Source organism: Devosia sp. J20-27, from assembly GCF_055808595.1.
In genome coordinates this window covers 2,393,576-2,414,141 of sequence record NZ_CM147875.1, presented here as the reverse complement: position 1 = coordinate 2,414,141, position 20,566 = coordinate 2,393,576, and the positions used below count along the sequence as shown (strand labels likewise).

The following is a 20,566-nucleotide window of genomic DNA, read 5'->3' as shown; positions in this document are numbered from 1 at the left end:
CATAGGGCAGCGAGACTGCTGCGGCTCGGCGCGCTGGCGACCGGGCTCACACTGGGAAGCCTGCCTGGCTTTGGCCCCGGCATTGGCGCAGTCGCGCGCCGAGACGCTGGTCGTCGTCAGCGAAGAGGGCCCGGCGACCCTCGACATTCATGGCGCAACGGCCAACGTGCCAACGCACGAGGTGTCGTGGAATGTCTATGACCGGCTGATCTCGCATGCGCGCATTCAGCAACCCGATGGCAGCTACGCTTATGACTATACCACGTTCGTGCCCGAGCTCGCCGAGCGCTGGGAACTGGCCCCCGATAACAGCACGGTGACCTTTTACCTGCGCAAGGATGCCACTTTCCACGACGGAAAGCCGGTGACTGCCAGGGACGTCAAGTGGTCCCTCGACCGCGCCATCGCTGCGGGCGGCTTCCCTGCGATCCAGATGGGCGCCAGCCAGATGACATCGCCGGACCAGTTCGTGGTGATTGACGACTATACCGTGCGGGTCGATTTCCCCCAGCCCAACAAGCTCGTGCTGGCCAACCTCGCCGTGCCGGTGGCACAGATCATCAACTCCGAACTCGCCGAGGAACATGCCACCGAGGCAGATCCCTGGGCGTTCGAATGGGTGAGCAACAACGACGCCGGCGGCGGCGCCTACACGGTAGAAGGATGGAAGCCCGGCAGCGAAATTACTTTCAAGCGGTTCGATGCCTGGAAGTCAGGCACCCTGCCCGCTTTCGAGAAGGTGATCGTTCGCCAGATCGCATCGGCAGGCACGCGCCGGGCGCTGCTCGAGCGCGGCGACGCGGACCTTTCCTTCAACCTGCCGCCGAAGGACTTTTCGGAGCTGGTCGGCACAGGCAAGCTCAAGGTCATCGGCACCCCCGTCGATGCCGAACTGCTTTATCTCGACATGAACGTGACCGTTCCACCATTCGACAATCCGCTTGTGCGCAAGGCCGTGGCCTACGCCATCCCCTACTCGGATATTCTCGGAAGCGCGCTCTACAACCGCGGGGTAGGTATGTTTGGCGGGCCGGAGACCGTGACAACCACGGCCTGGCCACAGCCCTCGCCCTATTCGACCGACCTCGAAAAGGCCAAGGCGCTTCTCGCCGAAGCGGGTTTCCCGGACGGCTTCTCGACCACGATCTCCTACGACGTGACGACAGCCTCTACCCGAGAGCCCATTGCCCTGCTGGTCCAGGACAGCCTCAAGAAAATCGGCATCGACGTGCAGATCGAGAAGGTCCCGGGCGCCGACTGGTATACGCGCCTCGGCCAGAAGACGATGCCGTTCCTGATCATGAGCTTCAAGGCCTGGCTCAACTATCCAGACTACTATTTTTACTGGACCTATGACGGCAAGAGCAACTCGGTGTTCAACGCCATGAACTACGTGAACCCTGCCATGGACGAACAGATCGCCAAGGCCCGGTTCGAAACCGATCCTGCCGCCTACGAAACCCAGGTGAAGAGCTTCATCCAGACCGCGTTCGACGACGTGCCGCGCATCCCGCTGGTGCAGGACTACCGCGACGTCGCGATGCAGCCTTCGATCGAAGGCTACACCTACTGGTTCCACCTGACGCTCGACTACCGCACGCTTTCGCGCGCGCCGTAGGCAACTTCATGGCCGCCGCGGATCATCCCCGCGGCGGCTGCTTCCCTCCAGCTTAACTGAGGCCACATGCTGACACCAGCCGAGCTCAGCGCGCTCGACGCCAGGACCATCGCTGCACGTGTCGCGACCGGAGAACTCTCGCCCGTCGAGATCACGGAGGCGTCGCTCGACGCCATCGCAACAATCAACCCCGTACTGCATCCCTTCACCGAGATTGCCCACGATCAGGCGCGCGCCGCCGCGGCTCAGCTTGAACGCGCGCTGATCGCCGACGAGCCGATCGGTCCACTCGCTGGCGTTCCCGTGCCGATCAAGGACCTAGTCCTCACCAGTGGCATTCGCACCACCTTCGGATCGCGACTTTACGAACACTTCGTGCCCGCCGATGACGACATCGTCGTCGAGCGGCTGCGCGCCGCCGGCGCCATCATCATCGGCAAGACCAACGTTTCCGAGTTCGGCTATGGCGGTGTGGGTCATAACCCTCTGTTCCCGACAACGCGCAACCCGTGGAACGCCGAGCTGACATCTGGCGGATCAAGCGCTGGTTCGGCCGTCGCCGTTGCAACGGGGATCGCCCCAATCGCCATCGGCAGCGATGGGGGTGGATCGATCAGGCTGCCGGCCTCATTCAATGGCATATTCGGCATGAAGGCCTCGATGGGACGCGTGCCCCTCTGGCCCGGTTGCCGCGACGAAACCCTGCCCGGCGTATCGAGTTGGGAATTGATCGAACACATCGGTCCGCTGTCGCGCACTGTCGCTGACGCGGCGCTCATGCTCTGCGTGATTGCTGGGCAAGATCAGCGCGACCGGCACTCCATTCCTTGTGACGATGTCGATTGGATCCGCGCCGCACGTCCCGATAAACTCAACCTGCGGGTCGCCTATTGTGCCGACTGGGGCGGCCGGCCACTAGACCCCGAGGTCCGCGACATCTGCGACGCAGCAGCAAGGGCATTCGAGCGCGACCTCGGATGTGTGGTCGAGGTCACCGGACCGCCGTTCGGATGGGAAATCGAGACATTTCGTGCAATCGTCGCGATGGACACCGACGTGGCGGGGTTGCGACGGATGATTGCCGAGACCGGCCGCCAGGTGGGTCCAACCGTCAGAGCGAACCTCGATCGAAACTGGACCGCCGAAGCGTTGATCGAGGCCGGTGTCCAGCGCCGTGCGGCTGCAAACCGGATGTCGCGGTTCATGACGACCTACGACCTGCTGCTGACACCAACCGTGTCGTGTCTGCCCTTCGCCATCGACAGGGAGGGGCCGGGGATCATCGACGGTCAGGCGGTTGACGACGACGCCTGGACCCCGGCTGCCTTTCCGTCAAACCTCTGTGGTCAGCCTGCTGCAAGTGTGCCGGCGGGATGGACAACAAGCGGCCTGCCGGTTGGCCTGCAGATCATGGGACGGCACCTTGCCGACCACACTGTCCTGCGTGCCGCATCAGCTTTTGAAGCAGTTTGTCCGTGGGCCGGTCTGAAACCACCAGCTCACTAGACATCCACGGCATCGAACTAGCGCCGGCGAAACACGGGCGGGCGTTTTTCCTTGAAGGCGGCCCTGCCCTCCCGGGCATCCTCGGTGGCAAAGCAAATGGTCTGCAGGTCGCGCTCGTAGGCAATGGCGTCGGCCAGCGTCAGGTCCCACGCGGCGCGCAGGTTGAGCTTGGCCGTCTCGGCCGCGATCGGGGCCCCGGCCGCGATCGCCATGGCAATCTTTGTCGCTTCCGCCAGCAGGTCGGCCTGCGGCACAACCCGGCTGACCAGGCCCCAGCGTTCGGCAGTCGCGGCGTCGATGGGGTCGCCGGTCATGGTCATCAGCGCGGCATTGGAGGGTCCCACGGCATGCGCCAGGTTGGCCGCCATGCCGCCGCCGCCGATCCAGCCGAGCTTGACCTCGGGCGCCGCGAAACTGGCGTTTTCGCTGGCGATGCGGATGTCGCAGGCCATGGCGGTCTCGAGGCCGCCGCCCAGAGCATAGCCATTGACGGCCGCAATCGAAGGTTTCAGCAGGGCGCGGATGGCGTCACAATAATCCGGTCGATTGCGGAAGGCCCAGGGCGTTTCGTAGTCATCCAGCGTGCGGATATCCGAGCCGGCGCAGAACGCCCGCTCGCCCGCGCCGGTGAGGATCACGCAACGAATGGCGTCGTCACCATTGAACCCCTGCACCGCCGCCACCAGCGCCGCGGCCATCTCCGGTGTCATGGCATTGAGCTTTTCGGGCCGATTGATGGTGATGATCCCGACCGGGCCATCCGCATCGACGATGATGTTGTCGGTCATGGCGCTGCCCCTCCCCACCGGCGGTTCCCCTCTCCGGTGAACGGTGAGGGACGGCGGCGAGAGCGTGCCACTGATCCGCCTCGGCAAAACCGGGGGCGTGGCCAGCGTTGCGGGTCAAGGGAGCTCACCATCACCTTCATACCTCGCTCTCCACCACGGCGCCGGCGGCGATCAGCCGCTCGATCGCGTCCTCGTCAAAGCCCGCCTCGCGGAGCACGTCGCGCGAATGCTGGCCGACCACCGGGGCGCCGCGCGCGACCGCCGAGGGCGTCTTGGAAAAGCGGATGGGAAAGCCCGGCGTCTTCACATGCCCTTCGGTCGGGTGGTCATATTCGACAAAGGTGCCGTTGTGCTTGACCTGCTCGTCCTCGACCAGGTCGCCATAGCCATAGACCGGGCCGCACCAGATGTCGGCGGCGCGCAGCGCCTCCAGCCATTCGGCACTCGTGCGCGTCTTCAGCCGCTCGCGCGTCTTGGCAAAGATCTCGTCGCGCTTGTCCCAGGTGTCGACTTCGTCGTCCATGTCGAGAAAGCTCGGCTCGCCGATCGCTTCGCCCAGGTTTCGGAGTTTGGGAAAGGCGACGATGATGAAGCCGTCGCTGGTCGCGAATGCGCCATAGGGGGCGCGGATATAGACATGGGCATGCGGTTCGGCCGAGCGCTGCTGCGGCTTGCCCGCCACGGTGAACACCGAGAGTTCCTGCATCTGGATGGTGGTGATGGCGTCGAGCATGTTGACCTGCACCAGCTGGCCTTCCCCGGTGCGCTCGCGATGCAGCAGCGCCGCCAGGGCGCCCTCGAACGCCGTATAGGCCGTGATACCGTCGACCAGGTATTGCCCCGCCGCGTTGGGCGGCTCGCCGGCCCGGCCGGCCGACAGCATGGCGCCCGACATGCCCTGTAGCACCAGGTCCTGCCCCGGCCGGTCGCGATAGGGTCCGTCTTCGCCATAGCCCGAGATCGAGACATAGACGAGCCGCGGATTGATCGCGCTCAGCGTCTCGTAGTCGACGCCGAGGCGTTTGGCGACGCCGGGCCGATAGTTCTGCAGGAAGACGTCGGCGGTCTTGACCAGTTCGAGCAGCACCGCCTTGCCCTCCGGGTCCTTGAGATCGACCGCCAACGAGCGCTTGTTGCGGTTGAGCGAGAGAAACGAGACATTGACCTTGTTGCCGCGCGCCCCGCCCGCCGCCGTGTGCCGCTGCCATTCGCCCGTCACCGGCTCGACCTTGACCACATCGGCCCCCAGATCGCCCAGGCGTTGCGCGGCAAACGGCCCGGCCATGGCAATCGAACAGTCGAGAACGCGGTAGCCCGAAAGGATACCCATGGGACTAGAACTCCGAGAGTTGAAAAACGTGCGTCTGGTCAGGTCCGAACCGCCCGCGCTTGCGGCGGTGCCCCGCCGCCGCTGCACCGGGGAGGATCATGGCAAGAACGTGCCGCAGCGGATCCGTCTCCGTTCGCGGAACGGGCGCAGGAGACCAGCAAGGCCGGCGGCCGGAGGGGTGGACAGCATGATTGGGCCGCATCTCAATTCATCCACCAGCCGCCATCGACATTGAGCGTCTGGCCGGTGATGAAGCTCGCAGCGTCGGAGGCGAGGAACATCAGCGCATTGGCGATGTCGGCCGGCGCTCCGCGGCGCTGGATGGCCTGGTGGTCGTAGATGCGCCGCTCATAGGCCTCGAAATCGGGGTGGATCTTTTCGGCATCGGTGGGGAAGGCGCCGGGTGCAATGGCGTTGACGGTAATGCCCCACTTGCCGAATTCACGCGCCCAGGCCCGGGCCAGTCCCACCAGCGCGCCCTTCGACTGCACATAGGGCGCCAGCTCCGCCCAGCCGCCCGAGAGCGTCACCGAGGCGACATTTATGATCCGGCCGCGCCCGGCTGCCTTCATGTGCGGCAGCGCCACCCGCACGCAGACGATGCCGGCATCGACATTGATGCGCTGCACCAGCTGCATCTCCGCGATGGAATAGTCCTCGAAGCGTTTGCTCGGATAGATCGCGGCATTGTTGATGACCACATCGAAGCCGCCGACCTGGTCCGACACTGCCTCGAGACCCGACTGCAGTCCGGCGAGATCGCTCAGGTCGAGCCGGGCGATTGTGAGGCCCGCCAGCCCTTCGGCGGCCTGCCGCAGGGCCGCGATCTTGGCGTCGCTGTTGTCCACCGCCACGACCCGCGCGCCGGTCCGCAACATGGCGAGGGTGGTGTCGAGCCCCAGCCCGCCGGCCGCGCCGGTATAAAGGATCGTTCGTCCCGTCAGCGAGGCGAAGCTGTCGCTGCTCATTGCCGTCCCCCGATCGGCAGGTGGTTGCCCGACGGCGTCGGATAATCCTCGTCGGGCTGGGGCGCGATGGCCCGGATGCGCGCCTCCGATGCGGCAATCGCCGCCGCCCCGTCGAGCACGCGGAATGTCGTGTCGTAGCGCTTTTCCTCGCCGTGCCGCAGCCAGATCATCTCGCCGCGGTCGCGCGCTGTCTGGTTGCCCAGCACGTGGTGGGTGGACGGTTCGATCCCCAGCGCATACTGGCCGGCCTGGAGATTCTGCCATTCATACTGGCAGGGAAACTGCTCCTTGCGCGTCGTCACTTCGAAACCGAGGCCGATGCGGTCGTTGACCAGCGCCACCGGCACCTGCCCCTCGGCGTCGGCGCCCAGTTCGTGCTGCCAGACCTGCTCGTGGAAATCATGCTGCGGCGCCGGCATCGTGCGATAGCCGACGTCCTGCCTGCGGTAGTCGTCGCCCGCATGGGCTGCCCAGACCACGTCGCGGACCGGCGCGAGGTAGCGGGAACCCTCATCAAGCACCGGATGGCCGACATTGATGTGGTAGCAGAGCATGTGCGGCGTCTTGTAGAAGCCGTGGTTGACGACCCGGTCGCTGATGCGGATCGCGTTGCCGCCGACATCGGCCTCGATGCGGCGGATGAGGTGCAGGTCCTCGCCGAACACGGCGGACTGCTGCACCACGCCCTCTGCCCAGAGCGTGCAGGTCTCGCCGCTCCAGCTCTCGCCATAGCCCGTCAGCCGCGCCGGAATGGTGCCCACCCGGCCGTGCAGCGAGTGGCTGACCGTCTGCTTGGGCGCGTAGACATAGGTCTCGGCAGAGACCTCGTTCATGAACAGGATATGGTCCAGCCCGCAGGTCACCATCAGTCCCGAAAAGGAACGCGCCCAGGCGAGCCCACCCTCTCCTTCATATTCATGCAGGCCCGGATGCCGGAAGCCCGCTGGCGAGTGCCAACCGATCGGTCGGCCATTGTGCTCGCAATCGGCGATGTCCATCGCCCGGTTGACCAGCACGGTAAAGCGGAGGCCCGAGCCGGTGCGGAACTCCAGCATGCGGATGCCGCGCTCGACGCCGTCGCCCAGCGTCATCAACCGCACGCCGGCAAACTGGCTCAGCATGCCGGCCCGTTCAGCTACCTGCCGGGCCGACAGCGCCTGTCCAAAAAGTTCCACCATCCCAGTCCCTTTCAGTCGAGGTGATAGACTTCGGGCATGCCAGCCCACCATTCGCCCTCGGCGCGCGAAGCAAGCGGGGCCTGGCATGGGTCGGTCAGCGCCAGCCAGCGCCTGGTCACGGCCCGCTCGCCCAACGCCTGCATGTCGGCAGCGTAATCGTCCCCGACATATTCCCAGTAGCCGAACAGCAGGTTTTCCGGCTCGCGCAGGTAGATCGAGTAGTTGCGGATATTGGCCGCACTCAGCGCGGCGTCCATTTCCGGCCAGGGCTCGGCATGCAACCGTTTGTACTCGTCGAGCTTTTCTGGCCGGACGCCGATCACCATGCCCATGCGCTGTACCTTGCCCTGGCTCACTCCTTGGTCCCCCCCGCCGTCATGCCGGTGACGAGGAAGCGCTGCGAAAACAGGAAGACGATCAGCACCGGCGCGATGGCGATCAGCGTCGCCAGCGCCAGCGCCGAGAGCGAGATCGTGGTCGAGGCGGCATTGGTCGGGTTGAAGGCCGGCACGTTGGAGAGCAGCTCGGCAAGTCCGACCTGGATCGGCGCCTTGCGGCCCGGCATCGTCACGTAGGGCAGGAAGTAGTTGTTCCAGTTTCCGGTGAAGTTGAAGAAGCCGACCAGCGCGATCACCGGCGTCGCCAGTGGCATGGCGATCTTCCAGAACACCTGAACTTCCGTAGCGCCATCGATGCGGGCCGCGTCGAGCAGGTCGCGCGAGATCGCCGTCGAGAAGTAGATGTAGGTCAGGTACACCCCGAACGGGAAGAACGAGAACGGCAGGATCACCGAGAGCGGATTGCCGATCAGCTTGACGGCGCTCAGCTCGAGAAAGATCGGCAGCACCAGCGCCGTCGAGGGCACCAGCATGACGATCAGTGTCGCCGCTAGCAGCGCCTTGCGGCCGCGGAACTCGGTCAACGCCATCGCGTAGCCGGCCGGAATGCTGATCGCCAGTGTCACCAGCAGCGCGACGCCGCAATAGAAGGCCGAGTTGCCAATCCAGGTCCAGAGCAGCCCGTTCTGAAAGGTCATCAGCCCGTTCCAGTTGGCGACCATCGTCGACCAGTCGCCCAGCGCGAACGGGTGGTCGAGCAGCAATTGCCGGTCGGTCTTGGTCGGCGCGATCAGCAGCCAGATCAGCGGCACCACGAAGAAGGCGGCAAAGGTCAGTAGCAGCAGCACCGCGAAGGCGCGACCGAGCCACTGCCCCGGCGACAGGTTGGCCGTCGGGCGGCCGGTCATGGAGATGTCAGGCGCGCTCAAACAAGCCTCCCCGGAACACGAAGTAGATGCTCAAGGCGAGCGCCACGACCAGCAGCACCAGGGAGATGGCCGCCGAGCCGTTGAAGTCGTTCTGCTTGAAGGCATAGAGGAAGGCCAGCTGGTTGAGCGAATAGTCCTGCGAGACGACGCCCCGGCTGGCCTGCGAGAGCACGCGCGGCTCGACAAAGAGTTGCGTGCCGCTGGCAAACGAGAGGATCACCATATAGGCGATCCACTTGCGCAGCAGCGGGATCTGGATCGACCAGGCGGTGCGGATCGGCCCTGCCCCGTCCACCCGTGCTGCTTCGAGCACGTCGCGGCTGATATTGTTGAGCGCTCCGTACATGACCACGATCCAGCCACCGGCGCCGGTCCAGAAGGCGATGACGGCGAGCACGACGGGCAGGCGGTCGGCCTGCACGGCGCTGACGAAGTTGTCGAGGCCGAAGCCCTGCAGCACGAAGGCAACCGGGCTCACCGTCGGGTCGAGCACGAAGAGCCACAGCACGACGCTCGACGCGCCGGCCAGTGCCCCGGGAATGTAGAAAAGGAAGCGGAAGCCGGAGCTGATCCAGCGCGTGCCGATCGAGTGCACCACCAGGGCGAGCACCACCACCAGCACCACAAGACTCACCAGCCAGATAGCGAGGTAGAGCCCGACATGCTCCACCGCCGGCAGGAAGCGGTAGTCTTTAAAGATCTTGACGAAATTGTCGAAGCCAACAAAGGCGCCGCGCTTGGTGAAGGCGAGATAGACGGCGTAGAGCGAGGGCAGCACGCCGAAGGCAAGCAGGAAGAGCGTGTAGGGACCGACAAAGGCCATCCCGATTCGTCCCTGAGCCAGCATGACGCTGCCATGGCGTGGTGGTCGGGACTGCCGCCCTCCCCTTGCGGGGGGGACGGCCGCTTGCACGGGCATAGTCAAGGTGTCAGTCTCCTGCACGTCAGAAGCAAGCTAGTCGACGGTGTAACCGACGACCTGCGCCTCGTTCTTCATTTCCTGTTCCCAGGCCTGCGACAGCTCGGCCATCGTCTTGCCGGCGACGAGGCCGGGGGTGATCACCTTGGCCCAGGCCGTTTCAGGCGAGAAGTTGGGGTAGCCCCAGCCGCTCCAGACGCTCGACGCGGCAGCCTGCACGGCCGCCTTGAAGTCGCCGGCGTAGAAGCCGCTCGAAGCCTGCTGGTCGAGCCAGGCGCTGGCCGCTGCGTCATAGGCCGGCAGGCCGCCGGTGCCCGCGACGTCCTCGTTCGACACGATGTACTTGAGGAATTCCTTGACCGCTTCGGGGTTCTGCGTGTGGCTCGAGGCGTACCAGACGCCGCCGCCGACATTGCCGGTGACCTTTTCAGCGCCTTCCCAGTAGAGTGGCGCGGCCGCCGCCCATTCGCCGGGCTCGGCATTGACGCCGGCCGGGTTCTGGAAAAGAGCGCCGGAATACCAGGCCGCGCCCGGGATCGCGACGAGCTTGTCCGACATGGCCACGAACGAGGCGCCGAACAGGCTGTCCAGCGTCAGGGTCTTGTTGGCGACCATATGGTCGATCATCGCCGAGACCTTCTGGGCATGCGGATCGGAGGTGTCGGACTTGAAGGTCTCGCCCTCGACCTGGAAGATCGGCGCCTGGCCGGACCAGTAGTAGACATAGGGGCCGGGGAACGCATCGCCGATGGCGCCCAGGAAATAGCCGGGATGCTCGGCGGCCAGCTTGTCGCTCAGCGCCTGGTAGGCCTCCCAGGTGGTCGGCGCCTCATAGCCGAACTGATCGAGCAGGGCCTTGTTGTACCAGAACAGCACCGGCGCCAGGTCGTTGCGCAGGCCATAGACCTTGCCGTCGATGGTCACCGGGTCGAGCGCACCGGGAATGAAGCCGTCGAGAAAGGCCTGGTCGAGGAAGCCGTCGTTGAGCGCCTGCGCAAAGGCACCGCTGCCGTTGTCGCGCGAGGCCCAGGCGGCGTCGTTGTTCTGGGTCGAGAACACCACGTCAGGCCAGCCCTCGCCGGCCTGGTCGGCCAGGCTGATCTTGGTCTGGAAGGTGCCCGAAGCGCCTGAGGACCCGTCATCGACGACGAGGTTGACCTGGATTTCGGGATGAGCCGCCTGGAAGGCCTCGACAGCCGGCTGGCGGGTGGCGTCGGCCCAGACCGTGATCTCGCCATCGGCCGCCAGGGCCGGACAGGCGACTATCAGGGCCGACAGGGCGACCATTGTACGCAAAGTCCTCATATCGTCTCCTCCTATAGCGTCGTTGTTGCGGTCCGGGCCTCAGGCCCGGTTGGCCGCTGGTTGCGGCGTCGGTCGGACGCGCGGGTTGAAAGGCGCCTCACCCAGCTGGGCGTGCGGCACGAGGTGTGGGCGGGCCCAGTCGCGGCGCGCGCTTTCGCTGAGCACCAGGCCATGACCGGGGCGGTTCGAGGCGTAGGCAAAGCCGTCGCGGATTTCGACCGGCTGCTCGACCAGATGATCGAAGTTCTGGAACGAGTATTCTAGCCACTGCACTTCGGGCAGCGCGCAGGCCATGTGCACGCCGACCTCGAGGAAGGTGTTGCCCAGGCTCACCGGCACGCCCCGATCGGCGGCCAGCCAGCCGATGCGCATGACATCGGTCACCTGGCCGTGGACATTGAGGATGTCGGTGGCGTCCGCTTCCATCAGCAGCCGCTTGCCGTTGGCATCGAGATATTCGCCCGAATTGATCAGCGTCCAGTTCACCTGGTCCTTGAGCAGTTTCAGACCGGCATAGTCGTTGCGAAGGATCGGGTCCTCGACCCAGAGCAGCTCGTGTCCGACGTCGCGGATGGCCGTGAGCTTGACCAGCGCTTCCTTGGCGCCCCACGCCTCGTTGGCGTCGATCATCACCAGCGCGTCCTTGCGCACGACCTGCTTGAGGATGTTCAGGCGGTTCAGGTCCCGGTCGAAATCGGGGTGGCCGACCTTGATCTTGAAGGCGCGGTAACCGATGGCGTCGGCATGGGCGAAGAAGGCGGCAAAGTCCTCGTCGCTCAAATGATAATCGAGGCCGCTGGCATAGACCTCCACCCTGTCGCGCTGGCTGCCCAGCAACTGGTGCAGCGGGAGTTGCACCTCCTTGGCTGTCAGGTCCCAGAGCGCCACCTGCAGCGCCTCGTGGAACGGCACGCTATAGGCGCGCTGGTTGCCGCCGCGCGGCCGGCTCACCCGGTGCACCAAGGCGGCGGGCGGCTGCCCCTCCAGCCAAGGCCAGACTTCGAGCGCAAAATTGCGCTCGATCTCGGCGAGGTCGGGCAGCGGGAAAAACAAGGTCTGGATAAAGCCGAGGCCCACCTCGCCGCTATCGGCAATCAGCTCGAGCGCGGCTACATTGGCCTCGTCGGCGCGGACCTGGCTGTCGCCGATGACCCGATCGCGGGCAAACTGGAAACGCGTGATACGATAGCCGGCGAGGCGCATGCTGAGACCTTAATAGACTAACCGATCAATCTGATATATCAGAGTTGAGCTGTAATAGACCAGATGAAAAGGAGCCGCAAGAGTGGCTGCGCGCGAAAATTCGACGGTGGCGGAACTCGGCAGTGGCGGGCGACTGAGTGACCTCGCCTATGCCCGCATCCTCGAAACGCTCTTCGACAAGAAGATCCCGGCTGGCGCCTTTGTTTCGCAGAACGATCTGGTGCAACTCCTCGGCATTCCGGTGGCTCCGCTGCGAGACGCGCTCAAGGTGCTCGAGACCGAGGGTGTGCTGACCATCCATCCGCGTTCGGGCATCCAGTTCGTCAAGCCAGGGCTCGAGCTCACGCGCTCGACCTACCAGTATCGCGGCATTCTGGAGCGGGCGGCGGTCGCGGTGTTCGCGGATACGGCGAGCGACGAGGACCTGATCGAGATCGAAGACCGGCACTCTGCAGTGATCGCCGACCTCGAGGCCAAAGGCCTCACAGAAACGGTAAAAGAGGAGATCGAGGCGCTCGAGGCCATGCTTCACAACGCCATCATCGGCAGCCTCAACAACCCGCTGATCGAGACCAGCTACAAGCGGATGCACAATTACCTGCGGCTGGTGCGGCTCGACCGCAAGCTGACGGTGCCGATCGCCATGCGGTCTTTGCGGGAGCACATGGCGATCATCGCCGCGTGCCGCGCACGCAACCCGGAAGAGGCAGTAGTGGCGCTGCAGGCGCATTTCACTGCAGCGCTGCAGCGGCACCTTGGGATGTTCTAGCCCTGCAACTGGGCATGCTGTTCCTTAATGGCGGGCGGCGGGAGACGAAACAACGTACGCCACTGGAGACTGCAATGCTTCCATGAACCATGGTTCATAGCAGCGTCATGGCACGCTCTTGATCGAGATCGATCGACTTCGATATCGCCTCAGTTGCCTCTGACCCGGAGCCGCCTTCGAGAGCAGCAACGAGAGTGCCATGCGCCGACAGCACGGCACTTTGGTATGCGCGCCAATCTTCGCTCGTGAGCGACTTCAGAGCGAGAGCCAGCGTCAGTTCGACGATGCCCGTCACCGATCGCAAGAGAGTGTTGCCGGAACTCTCGGCAATCGTGCGGTGAATTTCGAGGACGGACAAGCCATGCGCCTCCATGTTCGTCCCGGCGACGTCCATCTGGTGCAACCAGTACTTCATCAGTCTGATGTGCTCGGCATTGCGGCGTTCCGAAGCCAGTTGGGCCGCGCGCGTCTCCAACGAGCGGCGGACATCAAACAGGCTTTCGAAGAAGCGCCGGTCGGGCTTTGCATGGAAGTGCCATGACAGTACCTGCGCATCAAAGAAATTCCAGCGGCTTGCTGGCGAGACCCGAGTGCCAACCTTGGGACGGGCCTCTACCATGCCCTTGGCTTCCAGCGTCTTGAGCGCCTCGCGCAGCACCGTGCGCGACACACCGTAGGTCTCCATCATGACGGCATCGCTCGCCAGGATGGAGCCAACCGGAAACTCGCCGGTGACAATGCCATGGCCGATTTCGTTGATGACGTATGTGTGGTAGTTCCGTGCAGCGGATCGCCCGGAAAGCGAGCGAATAAGGCTGCCTGCTTCGATCATGCTACTCTTTCTCGGGCGACTTCTCTCCGGGCTCGGAGGCAGCAAATATGATGCGCTGCAGCACAATGAACAAGAACAGCAGCACGCCGATCACGATCTTGGTCCACCAGCTCGACAGCGTGCCGTCAAAGATGATGTAGGTCTGGACCAGACCCAGCAGCATGACGCCGACAAAGGTGCCCAGCACAAAGCCATAGCCACCGGTCAGCAGCGTGCCGCCAATCACCACGGCACTGATGGCATCAAGTTCGACACCGACGGCGGCAAGTGGATAGCCGGCCGAGGTGTAAAGCGAAAAGACGATTCCCGCCAAGGCCGCCAGTACGCTCGAGAGCATGTAAATCTGCACCGTGGTCCGGGCGACGGGGACGCCCATCAGCGCTGCCGACACAGTGTTACCCCCCAATGCGTAGACGTAGGAGCCGAACCGTGTGCGGTGCGCAAGCAGCGCGCCGCCGAGGAAGACAGCAATCATCAGCATGCCGACAAAGCTGATCCGTCCCCCATCCGGCAGTCGGAACATCAGGCTGCCGAGGAAATCATAAAACTCGTGCCGAATGGGGACCGAGTCCTGGGTGATCACAGATGCACCACCCCGCGCCAGAAACATGCCGGCCAGGGTGACAATGAAGGCCGGCACCTGCAGGTAGTGAATGGCAAGACCCATTGCCGCGCCAAAGAGCGCCGCCACGCCCAGCGAGATGGCGAAGGCGATCAGCGGATGAAATCCCAGCCAGCTGATCAATACGGCGATCAGCACGCCGGTGAAGCCGATGACGGCACCGACGGACAGGTCGATGCCTCCCGAAATAATGACAAAGGTCATGCCGACAGCAGCGATGCCAAGGAAGGCGTTGTCGGTGAGAAAGTTACCCAGCACGCGGGTGGACAGCATGTTTGGAAACTGCAGCACACTGAGGGCATAGGCGATGATGAAGATGACGGCGGTGGCCGCGAGCGGGCGCAGGCTGCGTTTCATTTGGCCGGCACCTTGTTGCGCAACGTCCGGCGGGACAGAAATGGCAACCTGACGAATGGCGACTGCAGCAACAGGATCAAGATGATCATCCCTGCCTTGACGATGAGGTTGAACTCAGGCGGGAAACCCGAAACCAGAATGCCGGTGTTCATGGCCTGAATGATCAGCGCGCCGATGACGGCCATGGGGATCGAGAAACGGCCGCCGAGCAGCGATGTACCGCCGAGCACGACGGCAAGGATGGCGTCGAGCTCGAGCCAGAGACCAGAATTGTTGGCATCGGCACCGCGTATATCCGCCGCGACAACGATCCCGGCAACGGCGGCGCACAGACCCGAAAGCCCGTAGACCAGCATCAGCAGCATGCGGCTGCGGATGCCGGCAAGGGAGGCGGCGGCACGGTTGACGCCGATGGCCTGTACGAACAGTCCGATCGCTGTCTTTCGCACCAGCAGCGTGACCGCCACCATCAGCGCCAGCGCTATGACGGCCGCCATTGGGAAGCCGAGAAACGAGCCGGTCCCGATAAAGATCAGAGCGGGGTCGTTGAAGGTGACGATCGACCCCTCGGTGATCAACTGGGCGATCCCGCGCCCGGCCACCATCAGCACCAGGGTTGCAACAATGGGCTGGATATCGAGAACAGCAACGAGAAAGCCGTTCCACAGGCCGCAAGTCAGCCCGACAGCAAGGGCTGCAATCACTGCGAGATAGGTTGGATAGCCGGCGACAACCATGGTTGCTGCAACGGCCCCGCAGACGGCCATGATGGCGCCCACGGAAAGATCTACGCCCTTGGTGGCGATCACCCCGGTCATGCCGATGGCAAGTATGGCCACAGGCGCCCCGCGGTTGAGTACGTCGATAACGCTGCCGAAGAAGCGCCCGTCCTGCCAGGTGATATTGAAAAAGCTGGGAAACAGCAGCCAGTTGATCAGCAGGACCCCGGCCAGGGCAAGCAACTGCGGATTGGCGAAGCGGTCGAGGCGCAGGCGTCTCATGCGAGCGCCTCGTCAGGGTTGTTGGCGATCGCCTGCACAATGACTCCCGGGTTGATGTTCTTGCCGCGCAGCTCGGCAACCATTTCGCGATCGCGCATCACCACGATACGCGACGAATAGGCGACCACCTCGTCGAGCTCCGACGAGATGACGACCATGGCCATGCCGTCATCGCGCAGCCGATTGATGGTACGCACGATTTCGGCATGCGCGCCGACATCGATACCGCGCGTCGGTTCGTCAAGAATGAGAAAGGCCGGGTCCGTCGCCAGCCAGCGCGACAGGATGACCTTTTGCTGATTGCCGCCCGACAGCAGCTTGACGGGCATATCCAGAGACGCCGCGCGGATATCCATGGCCTCACCGAACTTGCCGGCAATCTCGAGCTGTTCGTCGCGGTTGAGGGCGCGGAACCACCCCAGCTTGCCCTGCAGGGCGAGGATGATGTTTTCACGCACCGACAGGTCGCCCAGAATGCCTTCGGCCTTGCGGTCCTCCGGGCAGAAGCCGAAGCCATGGCCGATGGCATCTGTCGTGTTGCGAATGGAGACGACGTTGCCCGCCAGACGCACACTGCCCTGGTCCGCAGAGTCGGCACCGAACATGATGCGCGCCATTTCCGTGCGACCTGATCCGAGCAGTCCGGCAACCCCGATGACCTCACCCTTGTGCACTGTGAGATTGAACGGATGTACCGCGCGCCTGCGTCCGTAGCCTCGGAACTCGAGCAGAACCTCGGTGGTCGGACGTTCCGGCTCCAGATCGGTGGCACCGCTGAAGGCGATGTCCTTGCCCAGCATGAGGCGAACCACATCGGTACGATTGAGCGTATCGAGCAGGCGCGTCTCGACCAGCAGACCGTTGCGCAGCACAGTGACCCGGTCCGCGATGGCAAAGACCTGGTCGAGGAAATGGGTGATGAAGACGATGGCGAGACCAGAGCGCCTGAGATCCCCGATCACCTCGAACAGACGCTCGACCTCCTGGCGATCAAGGCTGGCGGTAGGCTCGTCCAGAATGAGGACCTTGCCGGAGAGTTCCACGGCCCGTGCAATGGCAACGATCTGCTGCACGGCCACCGAATGGCTCCCCAGTTCGTCGGCCGGATCGAGATCGAGGCCGTATCGCGTCAACAGCACGCGCGCATCCGCTTCCATCCGACGATGATCAACTAGGCCGAAGCGGGTCGGCTGATGCCCCAGATAGAGATTCTCGGCCACCGAGCGGTTGGGCAGCAGATTGACTTCCTGATAGACGGTGCCGATGCCGTGCGTCTGCGCGTGCAGGGGATTGTCGAGGGTGACGGGTTGTCCATCGACCAGAACCGCGCCGCCATCCGGCTGGTAAGCGCCGGTCAGGATTTTGATGAGGGTGGACTTGCCGGCACCATTCTCGCCGAGCAGGGCGTGCACCTCACCGGCGCGCAGACCGAAATCGACGGCGTCGAGCGCCGTGTGGCTGCCGAAAACCTTGGTGATGCCCCGCGCTTCGAGCACATACTCGCTGTCGGCCATGGCCATTCCCCCCTGATCGCGCGGCCGTTCCGGTCCTGTCGCGAGATGCCCGCCGACCGTAGCCGGCGGGCGTGTGCTTGAGTTCGATTAGTAGCCCAGACCCTTGCGCCTGTCATACTCACCCTGCGGGTCGTCTGCAGGGGTGTAGAGCTTGGACTCGGTGATGATGAACTTCTCGGGCATCGTGCCGTCTGCAAGATAGGCCGAGAGCACGTCGAAGGCGGGACCGGCCATGTTGGGCGTCAGTTCCACCGTGGCGTTGGCCTCTCCGGCCGCCATTGCTGCGAAGATATCAGGCACGGCATCGATGGAGACGACCTTGATATCGCTGCCTGGCTTCAGACCCGCATCCTTGATCGCCTGGATGGCGCCCACGGCCATGTCGTCATTATGGGCATAGACGGCGCAGATGTCTGAGCCACCATTCTCGGCCTTGATGAAGCCTTCCATGACTTCCTTGCCCTTGGCACGGGTGAAATCACCTGTCTGGCTGCGCGCGATGACGAGGTTGGCGTGGCCGGCGATCGCTTCTTCAAAACCCTGCTTGCGGTTGATTGCCGGCGTGGAGCCGACGGTGCCCTGCAGCTCGACGATCTTGCAGTCGGCGTCGCCGACTTCCTTGACCAGCCATTCACCGGCGACACGGCCTTCCTTGACCTGATCGGAAGCCACCGAGGTCAGATACAGGTCTTCGGGCGCATCGACGCCACGGTCGAGCAGGATCACCGGGATCTCGGCTTCCTTGGCTTCCTTGAGCACGTCGTCCCAACCCGTCGCGACAACCGGAGCAACCATGATGGCACTCACCCCCTGGGCGATAAAGCCCCGGATGGCCTTGATCTGGTTTTCCTGCTTTTGCTGGGCATCGGCAAACTTGAGATCGATTCCGCGTTCGGCGGCCTGAGCCTTGGTGACCGATGTCTCGGCAGCGCGCCAGCCAGATTCCGAGCCAATCTGGCTGAAGCCAACAGTGAGACCCTTGAGATTGTCCTGCCCCATGCCGACAGAAGTCAAAGCGGTAGCGAGGCTTGCCGCGACGGCAAGCTTGATAATGGTTTTCACGATTTCCTCCCAAAAAGTGGTCGCCGCGGTGCATTCACCTGCGACGATGACGCAAAGCTATATAAAGTACTATTATATGTAAAGACGTTTGCTGGGCCCTGATCGCACACCTTGTGCGCATGTCCGTCCTGCGTCCCAATAATGTCCCAGGATACACCCGGAACGAAACGGGAAATTGGGGGAGTGAAGTTCGAGTTCGTGGGGAAGTCAGCCCCAGGAAACCGGGAACCTCCGCACGGGTTTCGCTGGAACCATGCGCTCATAACGGTCTGGTTCCAGGTTCGAGTTCTGGTGGGTCCGCCAATTTCTGTAGCATTGGCATGGCGGCGGCGACCGACGACGGCAACGCCGTTTCGTTCGGACGCCGCAGATCAGGGATCGATCATGCCCATCGCCTCCGCCGTAGCCCCTCAGCAGCCTGCGGGCGGCGTTGCCGCCCAGGCGGCAGCGGCCCGCGCCACGTCGGCCATGTGAGACTGGCCCAGCGGGTCGGCCATGCCATGGTCGAAGGCGGGGAGTTCCCAGTATGTCAGGGTGCAGCGCCCCTCCGCCGCGAAGCGGTCGGCGGTGGCGCGCGCGGCGGCCACGGGTGACGAAGCGTCACGCCCGCCCTGCAGCACGAGGAATGGCGTATCGCTCCGCAGCATGTAGTCGGCCGCCACGTGCTGCATGATGTCGGCCCAGAAGCGGTGCGATGAGCCGGCAAAGCGCGTCAGCCCCTGCGGGTCCGCGGCGGCTGCGGCAAGGCCGGCGCGCACCGCATCCTGGCCCTCAGGCGGGACGGTGGAGAGCACCATGTCGGCAAAGCCAATGCCTGTCGCCGAGGAGAGGAGGATTGCCGCCTGCGGCTCGACGCGGGCTGCCAGCATGGCAACCGCCAGCCCGCCCTCCGAGCCACCGAACAGGGTGACCGGCAGCGCCGCGCCCAAGGCCGCCAGCACCGCTTCGAGATCGGCCACATGCTGACTGACCGTGTGCCCGGCATGGAAGGCGTCCGGGCAGTCTCGGAACCCGTCTGTCACCACGCTGTGGCGGTCAATGCCGTATTTTTCGACCATCACGGTCACGTGCCCGGGAAAGGCGGCGCGAACCGTCGCGAGATTGGCGTTGCGGCTCGCCGGGCGACAGCCGGAGCCCTGCACGAGCACCAGCATCCCCGCTGCGTCGCCGGTCGGGCTGTCGACGGAAAACGCGATGCGGCTGCCGTCGGCCCGGCCAAGCTCCCGGTGCTCCAGCTGGGCAAACGACGGCGTGGCGGCGAGAGCCGCGGCAAGAACAGCGAGAGTGCGGAGCATCAGACGATCCGGAAGCGGGTGAGAGCGAGGGGCACAAAGGCGACGAGGCCGTAGACAGCGAGCTGTGGCCAGACCGGTGTCGCCAGACTCACGGCGATTGCGGTTGTCTCGACCTCCAGGTGCAGCGCCGCTCCGAGGACAAGAGTGCAGGCGATGCCGAGGACCGGCCACGTCGCTGTCGCGCGGCGGCGCAAGGCGTCTATGGCAAGGCCCCAACTGATGGCGACGGGCGCCAGCAGCAGCAGCATGCCGGCCAGGGCACCGAGATCGGCCGGTGCCAGACCGTGGCGGACGCCGAGCACAATGCTCACCGTCAGCAGCGTCGCAACGCCTGCCAGCCCCAGCAGCGGCAGGGCGAACCAGACGAGAGCCGGTGCACGGCTGGCCAGCGACAGGGAGCGGCGATCGGCCAGCAGTGCCCGCGCCAGGACTTCCGGATCGCCCAGGCGCCTGAGTGCGGCTTGCCGGGCCACCGCAACTGACTGGCCACCAGCCACAAGGTCGTCGACAATGTCGTCAAGATGGTCGCCGAGTTCGCGCATGAGGCGGTCCACCGCTCGCGGCGAAATGCCGGAACGGAGCAGGCGTTCGCGCAACTCATGCATGACGCGCTGCTCCCAGCGCGGTGCCGATGGCCGTGGTCAGGCGGCGCCAGGCGTCGACGAGCGTGTCGAGGCGCACGCGCCCCCCCGGCGTCAGCGTGTAGTAGATGCGGCTGCGACCATTGACGCTCTGGCGTCGCGACGTCAGCGCCCCTTCACGCTCGAGCATGTGCAGCACCGGGTAGACCACGCCCTCGGCGAAGTCGATCTCGCCGCCGCTATTGGCGCGGATCGCCTGCACCAGTTCATAGCCATACATCTCGCCGCCGCGCAGTGTCTGCAGCACCAGCAGTTCGGGCACACCGTTGAGGAAAGGGGAGGAGTTCTGCTTCATCATCCATACCTAGTGATGAAAGGTATATGCCTTGCAGCGCTAGGTAAGTCAAGCAGCCGCGCCTGCGCGGTCCATCCGGCGCGATCACCCTCGGTC

20 protein-coding genes are annotated in these 20,566 nt (G+C 64.4%); 3 read left to right on the top strand and 17 right to left on the bottom strand.

The window, feature by feature from the left end; translation table 11 throughout:
• Positions 1-70: 70 nt before the first annotated feature.
• The gene (locus AC0L4C_RS11875; RefSeq protein WP_473399801.1) at positions 71-1,618 is read left to right on the top strand and encodes an ABC transporter substrate-binding protein; all 1,548 of its coding nucleotides are present in this window, start codon (positions 71-73) and stop codon (positions 1,616-1,618) included.
• Between the two features lie 66 nt (positions 1,619-1,684).
• Positions 1,685-3,124 carry an amidase gene (locus AC0L4C_RS11870; protein ID WP_473399799.1) on the top strand — a complete coding sequence of 480 codons (1,440 nt, stop codon included), beginning with the start codon at positions 1,685-1,687 and terminating at the stop codon, positions 3,122-3,124.
• A 17-nt stretch (positions 3,125-3,141) separates the two neighbouring features.
• Here the strand turns inward: AC0L4C_RS11870 and AC0L4C_RS11865 are convergent, their stop codons facing one another.
• From AC0L4C_RS11865 to AC0L4C_RS11825, 9 genes are all read right to left on the bottom strand, one after another.
• On the bottom strand, positions 3,142-3,912 hold the full coding sequence (locus AC0L4C_RS11865) for an enoyl-CoA hydratase/isomerase family protein (RefSeq protein WP_473399798.1): 771 nt from the start codon (positions 3,910-3,912) through the stop codon (positions 3,142-3,144).
• Positions 3,913-4,048: 136 nt separating this feature from the next.
• Complete coding sequence (locus tag AC0L4C_RS11860) at positions 4,049-5,242, bottom strand: CaiB/BaiF CoA transferase family protein (RefSeq protein ID WP_473399797.1); 1,194 nt, start codon at positions 5,240-5,242, stop codon at positions 4,049-4,051.
• Between the two features lie 203 nt (positions 5,243-5,445).
• Positions 5,446-6,210 (bottom strand): SDR family NAD(P)-dependent oxidoreductase, encoded by a 765-nt coding sequence (locus AC0L4C_RS11855; RefSeq protein WP_473399796.1) that lies wholly within the window; start codon positions 6,208-6,210, stop codon positions 5,446-5,448.
• A complete protein-coding gene (locus AC0L4C_RS11850) occupies positions 6,207-7,388 on the bottom strand; it encodes an aldose 1-epimerase family protein (protein WP_473399795.1) in 1,182 nt (393 codons plus the stop codon). The genes AC0L4C_RS11855 and AC0L4C_RS11850 overlap by 4 nt, the downstream gene beginning before the upstream one ends.
• Positions 7,389-7,399: 11 nt before the next feature.
• Positions 7,400-7,744, bottom strand: a complete 345-nt coding sequence (locus AC0L4C_RS11845) for an L-rhamnose mutarotase (protein ID WP_473399794.1) — start codon at positions 7,742-7,744, stop codon at positions 7,400-7,402.
• The gene (locus AC0L4C_RS11840; protein WP_473399793.1) at positions 7,741-8,655 is read right to left on the bottom strand and encodes a carbohydrate ABC transporter permease; all 915 of its coding nucleotides are present in this window, start codon (positions 8,653-8,655) and stop codon (positions 7,741-7,743) included. The genes AC0L4C_RS11845 and AC0L4C_RS11840 overlap by 4 nt, the downstream gene beginning before the upstream one ends.
• Positions 8,642-9,478, bottom strand: a complete 837-nt coding sequence (locus AC0L4C_RS11835) for a carbohydrate ABC transporter permease (protein ID WP_473399792.1) — start codon at positions 9,476-9,478, stop codon at positions 8,642-8,644. Before AC0L4C_RS11835 ends, AC0L4C_RS11840 begins: the two co-directional genes overlap by 14 nt.
• 132 nt (positions 9,479-9,610) lie before the next feature.
• Positions 9,611-10,879 carry an ABC transporter substrate-binding protein gene (locus AC0L4C_RS11830; RefSeq protein ID WP_473399791.1) on the bottom strand — a complete coding sequence of 423 codons (1,269 nt, stop codon included), beginning with the start codon at positions 10,877-10,879 and terminating at the stop codon, positions 9,611-9,613.
• A 39-nt stretch (positions 10,880-10,918) separates the two neighbouring features.
• Entirely contained in the window at positions 10,919-12,082 is a 1,164-nt protein-coding gene (locus AC0L4C_RS11825) for a mandelate racemase/muconate lactonizing enzyme family protein (RefSeq protein WP_473399790.1), read from the bottom strand.
• 82 nt (positions 12,083-12,164) lie between these two features.
• On the opposite strand from AC0L4C_RS11825, the gene AC0L4C_RS11820 reads away from it, so the two are divergent.
• Positions 12,165-12,851, top strand: a complete 687-nt coding sequence (locus tag AC0L4C_RS11820) for a GntR family transcriptional regulator (RefSeq protein WP_473399789.1) — start codon at positions 12,165-12,167, stop codon at positions 12,849-12,851.
• A gap of 94 nt (positions 12,852-12,945) precedes the next feature.
• Here the strand turns inward: AC0L4C_RS11820 and AC0L4C_RS11815 are convergent, their stop codons facing one another.
• The 8 genes from AC0L4C_RS11815 to AC0L4C_RS11780 all read right to left on the bottom strand — a co-directional run bounded on the left by AC0L4C_RS11815 (position 12,946) and on the right by AC0L4C_RS11780 (position 20,473).
• Positions 12,946-13,683: a FadR/GntR family transcriptional regulator gene (locus AC0L4C_RS11815; RefSeq protein WP_473399788.1), complete on the bottom strand. Its 738-nt coding sequence runs from the start codon at positions 13,681-13,683 to the stop codon at positions 12,946-12,948.
• Between the two features lies 1 nt (position 13,684).
• Complete coding sequence (yjfF, locus tag AC0L4C_RS11810; protein WP_473399787.1) at positions 13,685-14,662, bottom strand: galactofuranose ABC transporter, permease protein YjfF; 978 nt, start codon at positions 14,660-14,662, stop codon at positions 13,685-13,687.
• Complete coding sequence (locus AC0L4C_RS11805) at positions 14,659-15,663, bottom strand: ABC transporter permease (RefSeq protein WP_473399786.1); 1,005 nt, start codon at positions 15,661-15,663, stop codon at positions 14,659-14,661. The genes yjfF and AC0L4C_RS11805 overlap by 4 nt, the downstream gene beginning before the upstream one ends.
• Positions 15,660-17,177, bottom strand: a complete 1,518-nt coding sequence (locus AC0L4C_RS11800; protein WP_473399785.1) for a sugar ABC transporter ATP-binding protein — start codon at positions 17,175-17,177, stop codon at positions 15,660-15,662. The genes AC0L4C_RS11805 and AC0L4C_RS11800 overlap by 4 nt, the downstream gene beginning before the upstream one ends.
• A gap of 87 nt (positions 17,178-17,264) precedes the next feature.
• Positions 17,265-18,227, bottom strand: a complete 963-nt coding sequence (gene ytfQ / locus AC0L4C_RS11795) for a galactofuranose ABC transporter, galactofuranose-binding protein YtfQ (RefSeq protein WP_473403510.1) — start codon at positions 18,225-18,227, stop codon at positions 17,265-17,267.
• Positions 18,228-18,649: 422 nt separating this feature from the next.
• Entirely contained in the window at positions 18,650-19,534 is an 885-nt protein-coding gene (locus AC0L4C_RS11790; RefSeq protein ID WP_473399784.1) for an alpha/beta fold hydrolase, read from the bottom strand.
• Complete coding sequence (locus AC0L4C_RS11785; protein WP_473399783.1) at positions 19,534-20,139, bottom strand: permease prefix domain 1-containing protein; 606 nt, start codon at positions 20,137-20,139, stop codon at positions 19,534-19,536. Before AC0L4C_RS11785 ends, AC0L4C_RS11790 begins: the two co-directional genes overlap by 1 nt.
• Positions 20,132-20,473, bottom strand: coding sequence for a PadR family transcriptional regulator (locus AC0L4C_RS11780; protein WP_473399782.1), 342 nt, complete (start codon positions 20,471-20,473; stop codon positions 20,132-20,134). Before AC0L4C_RS11780 ends, AC0L4C_RS11785 begins: the two co-directional genes overlap by 8 nt.
• Positions 20,474-20,566: the final 93 nt, after the last annotated feature.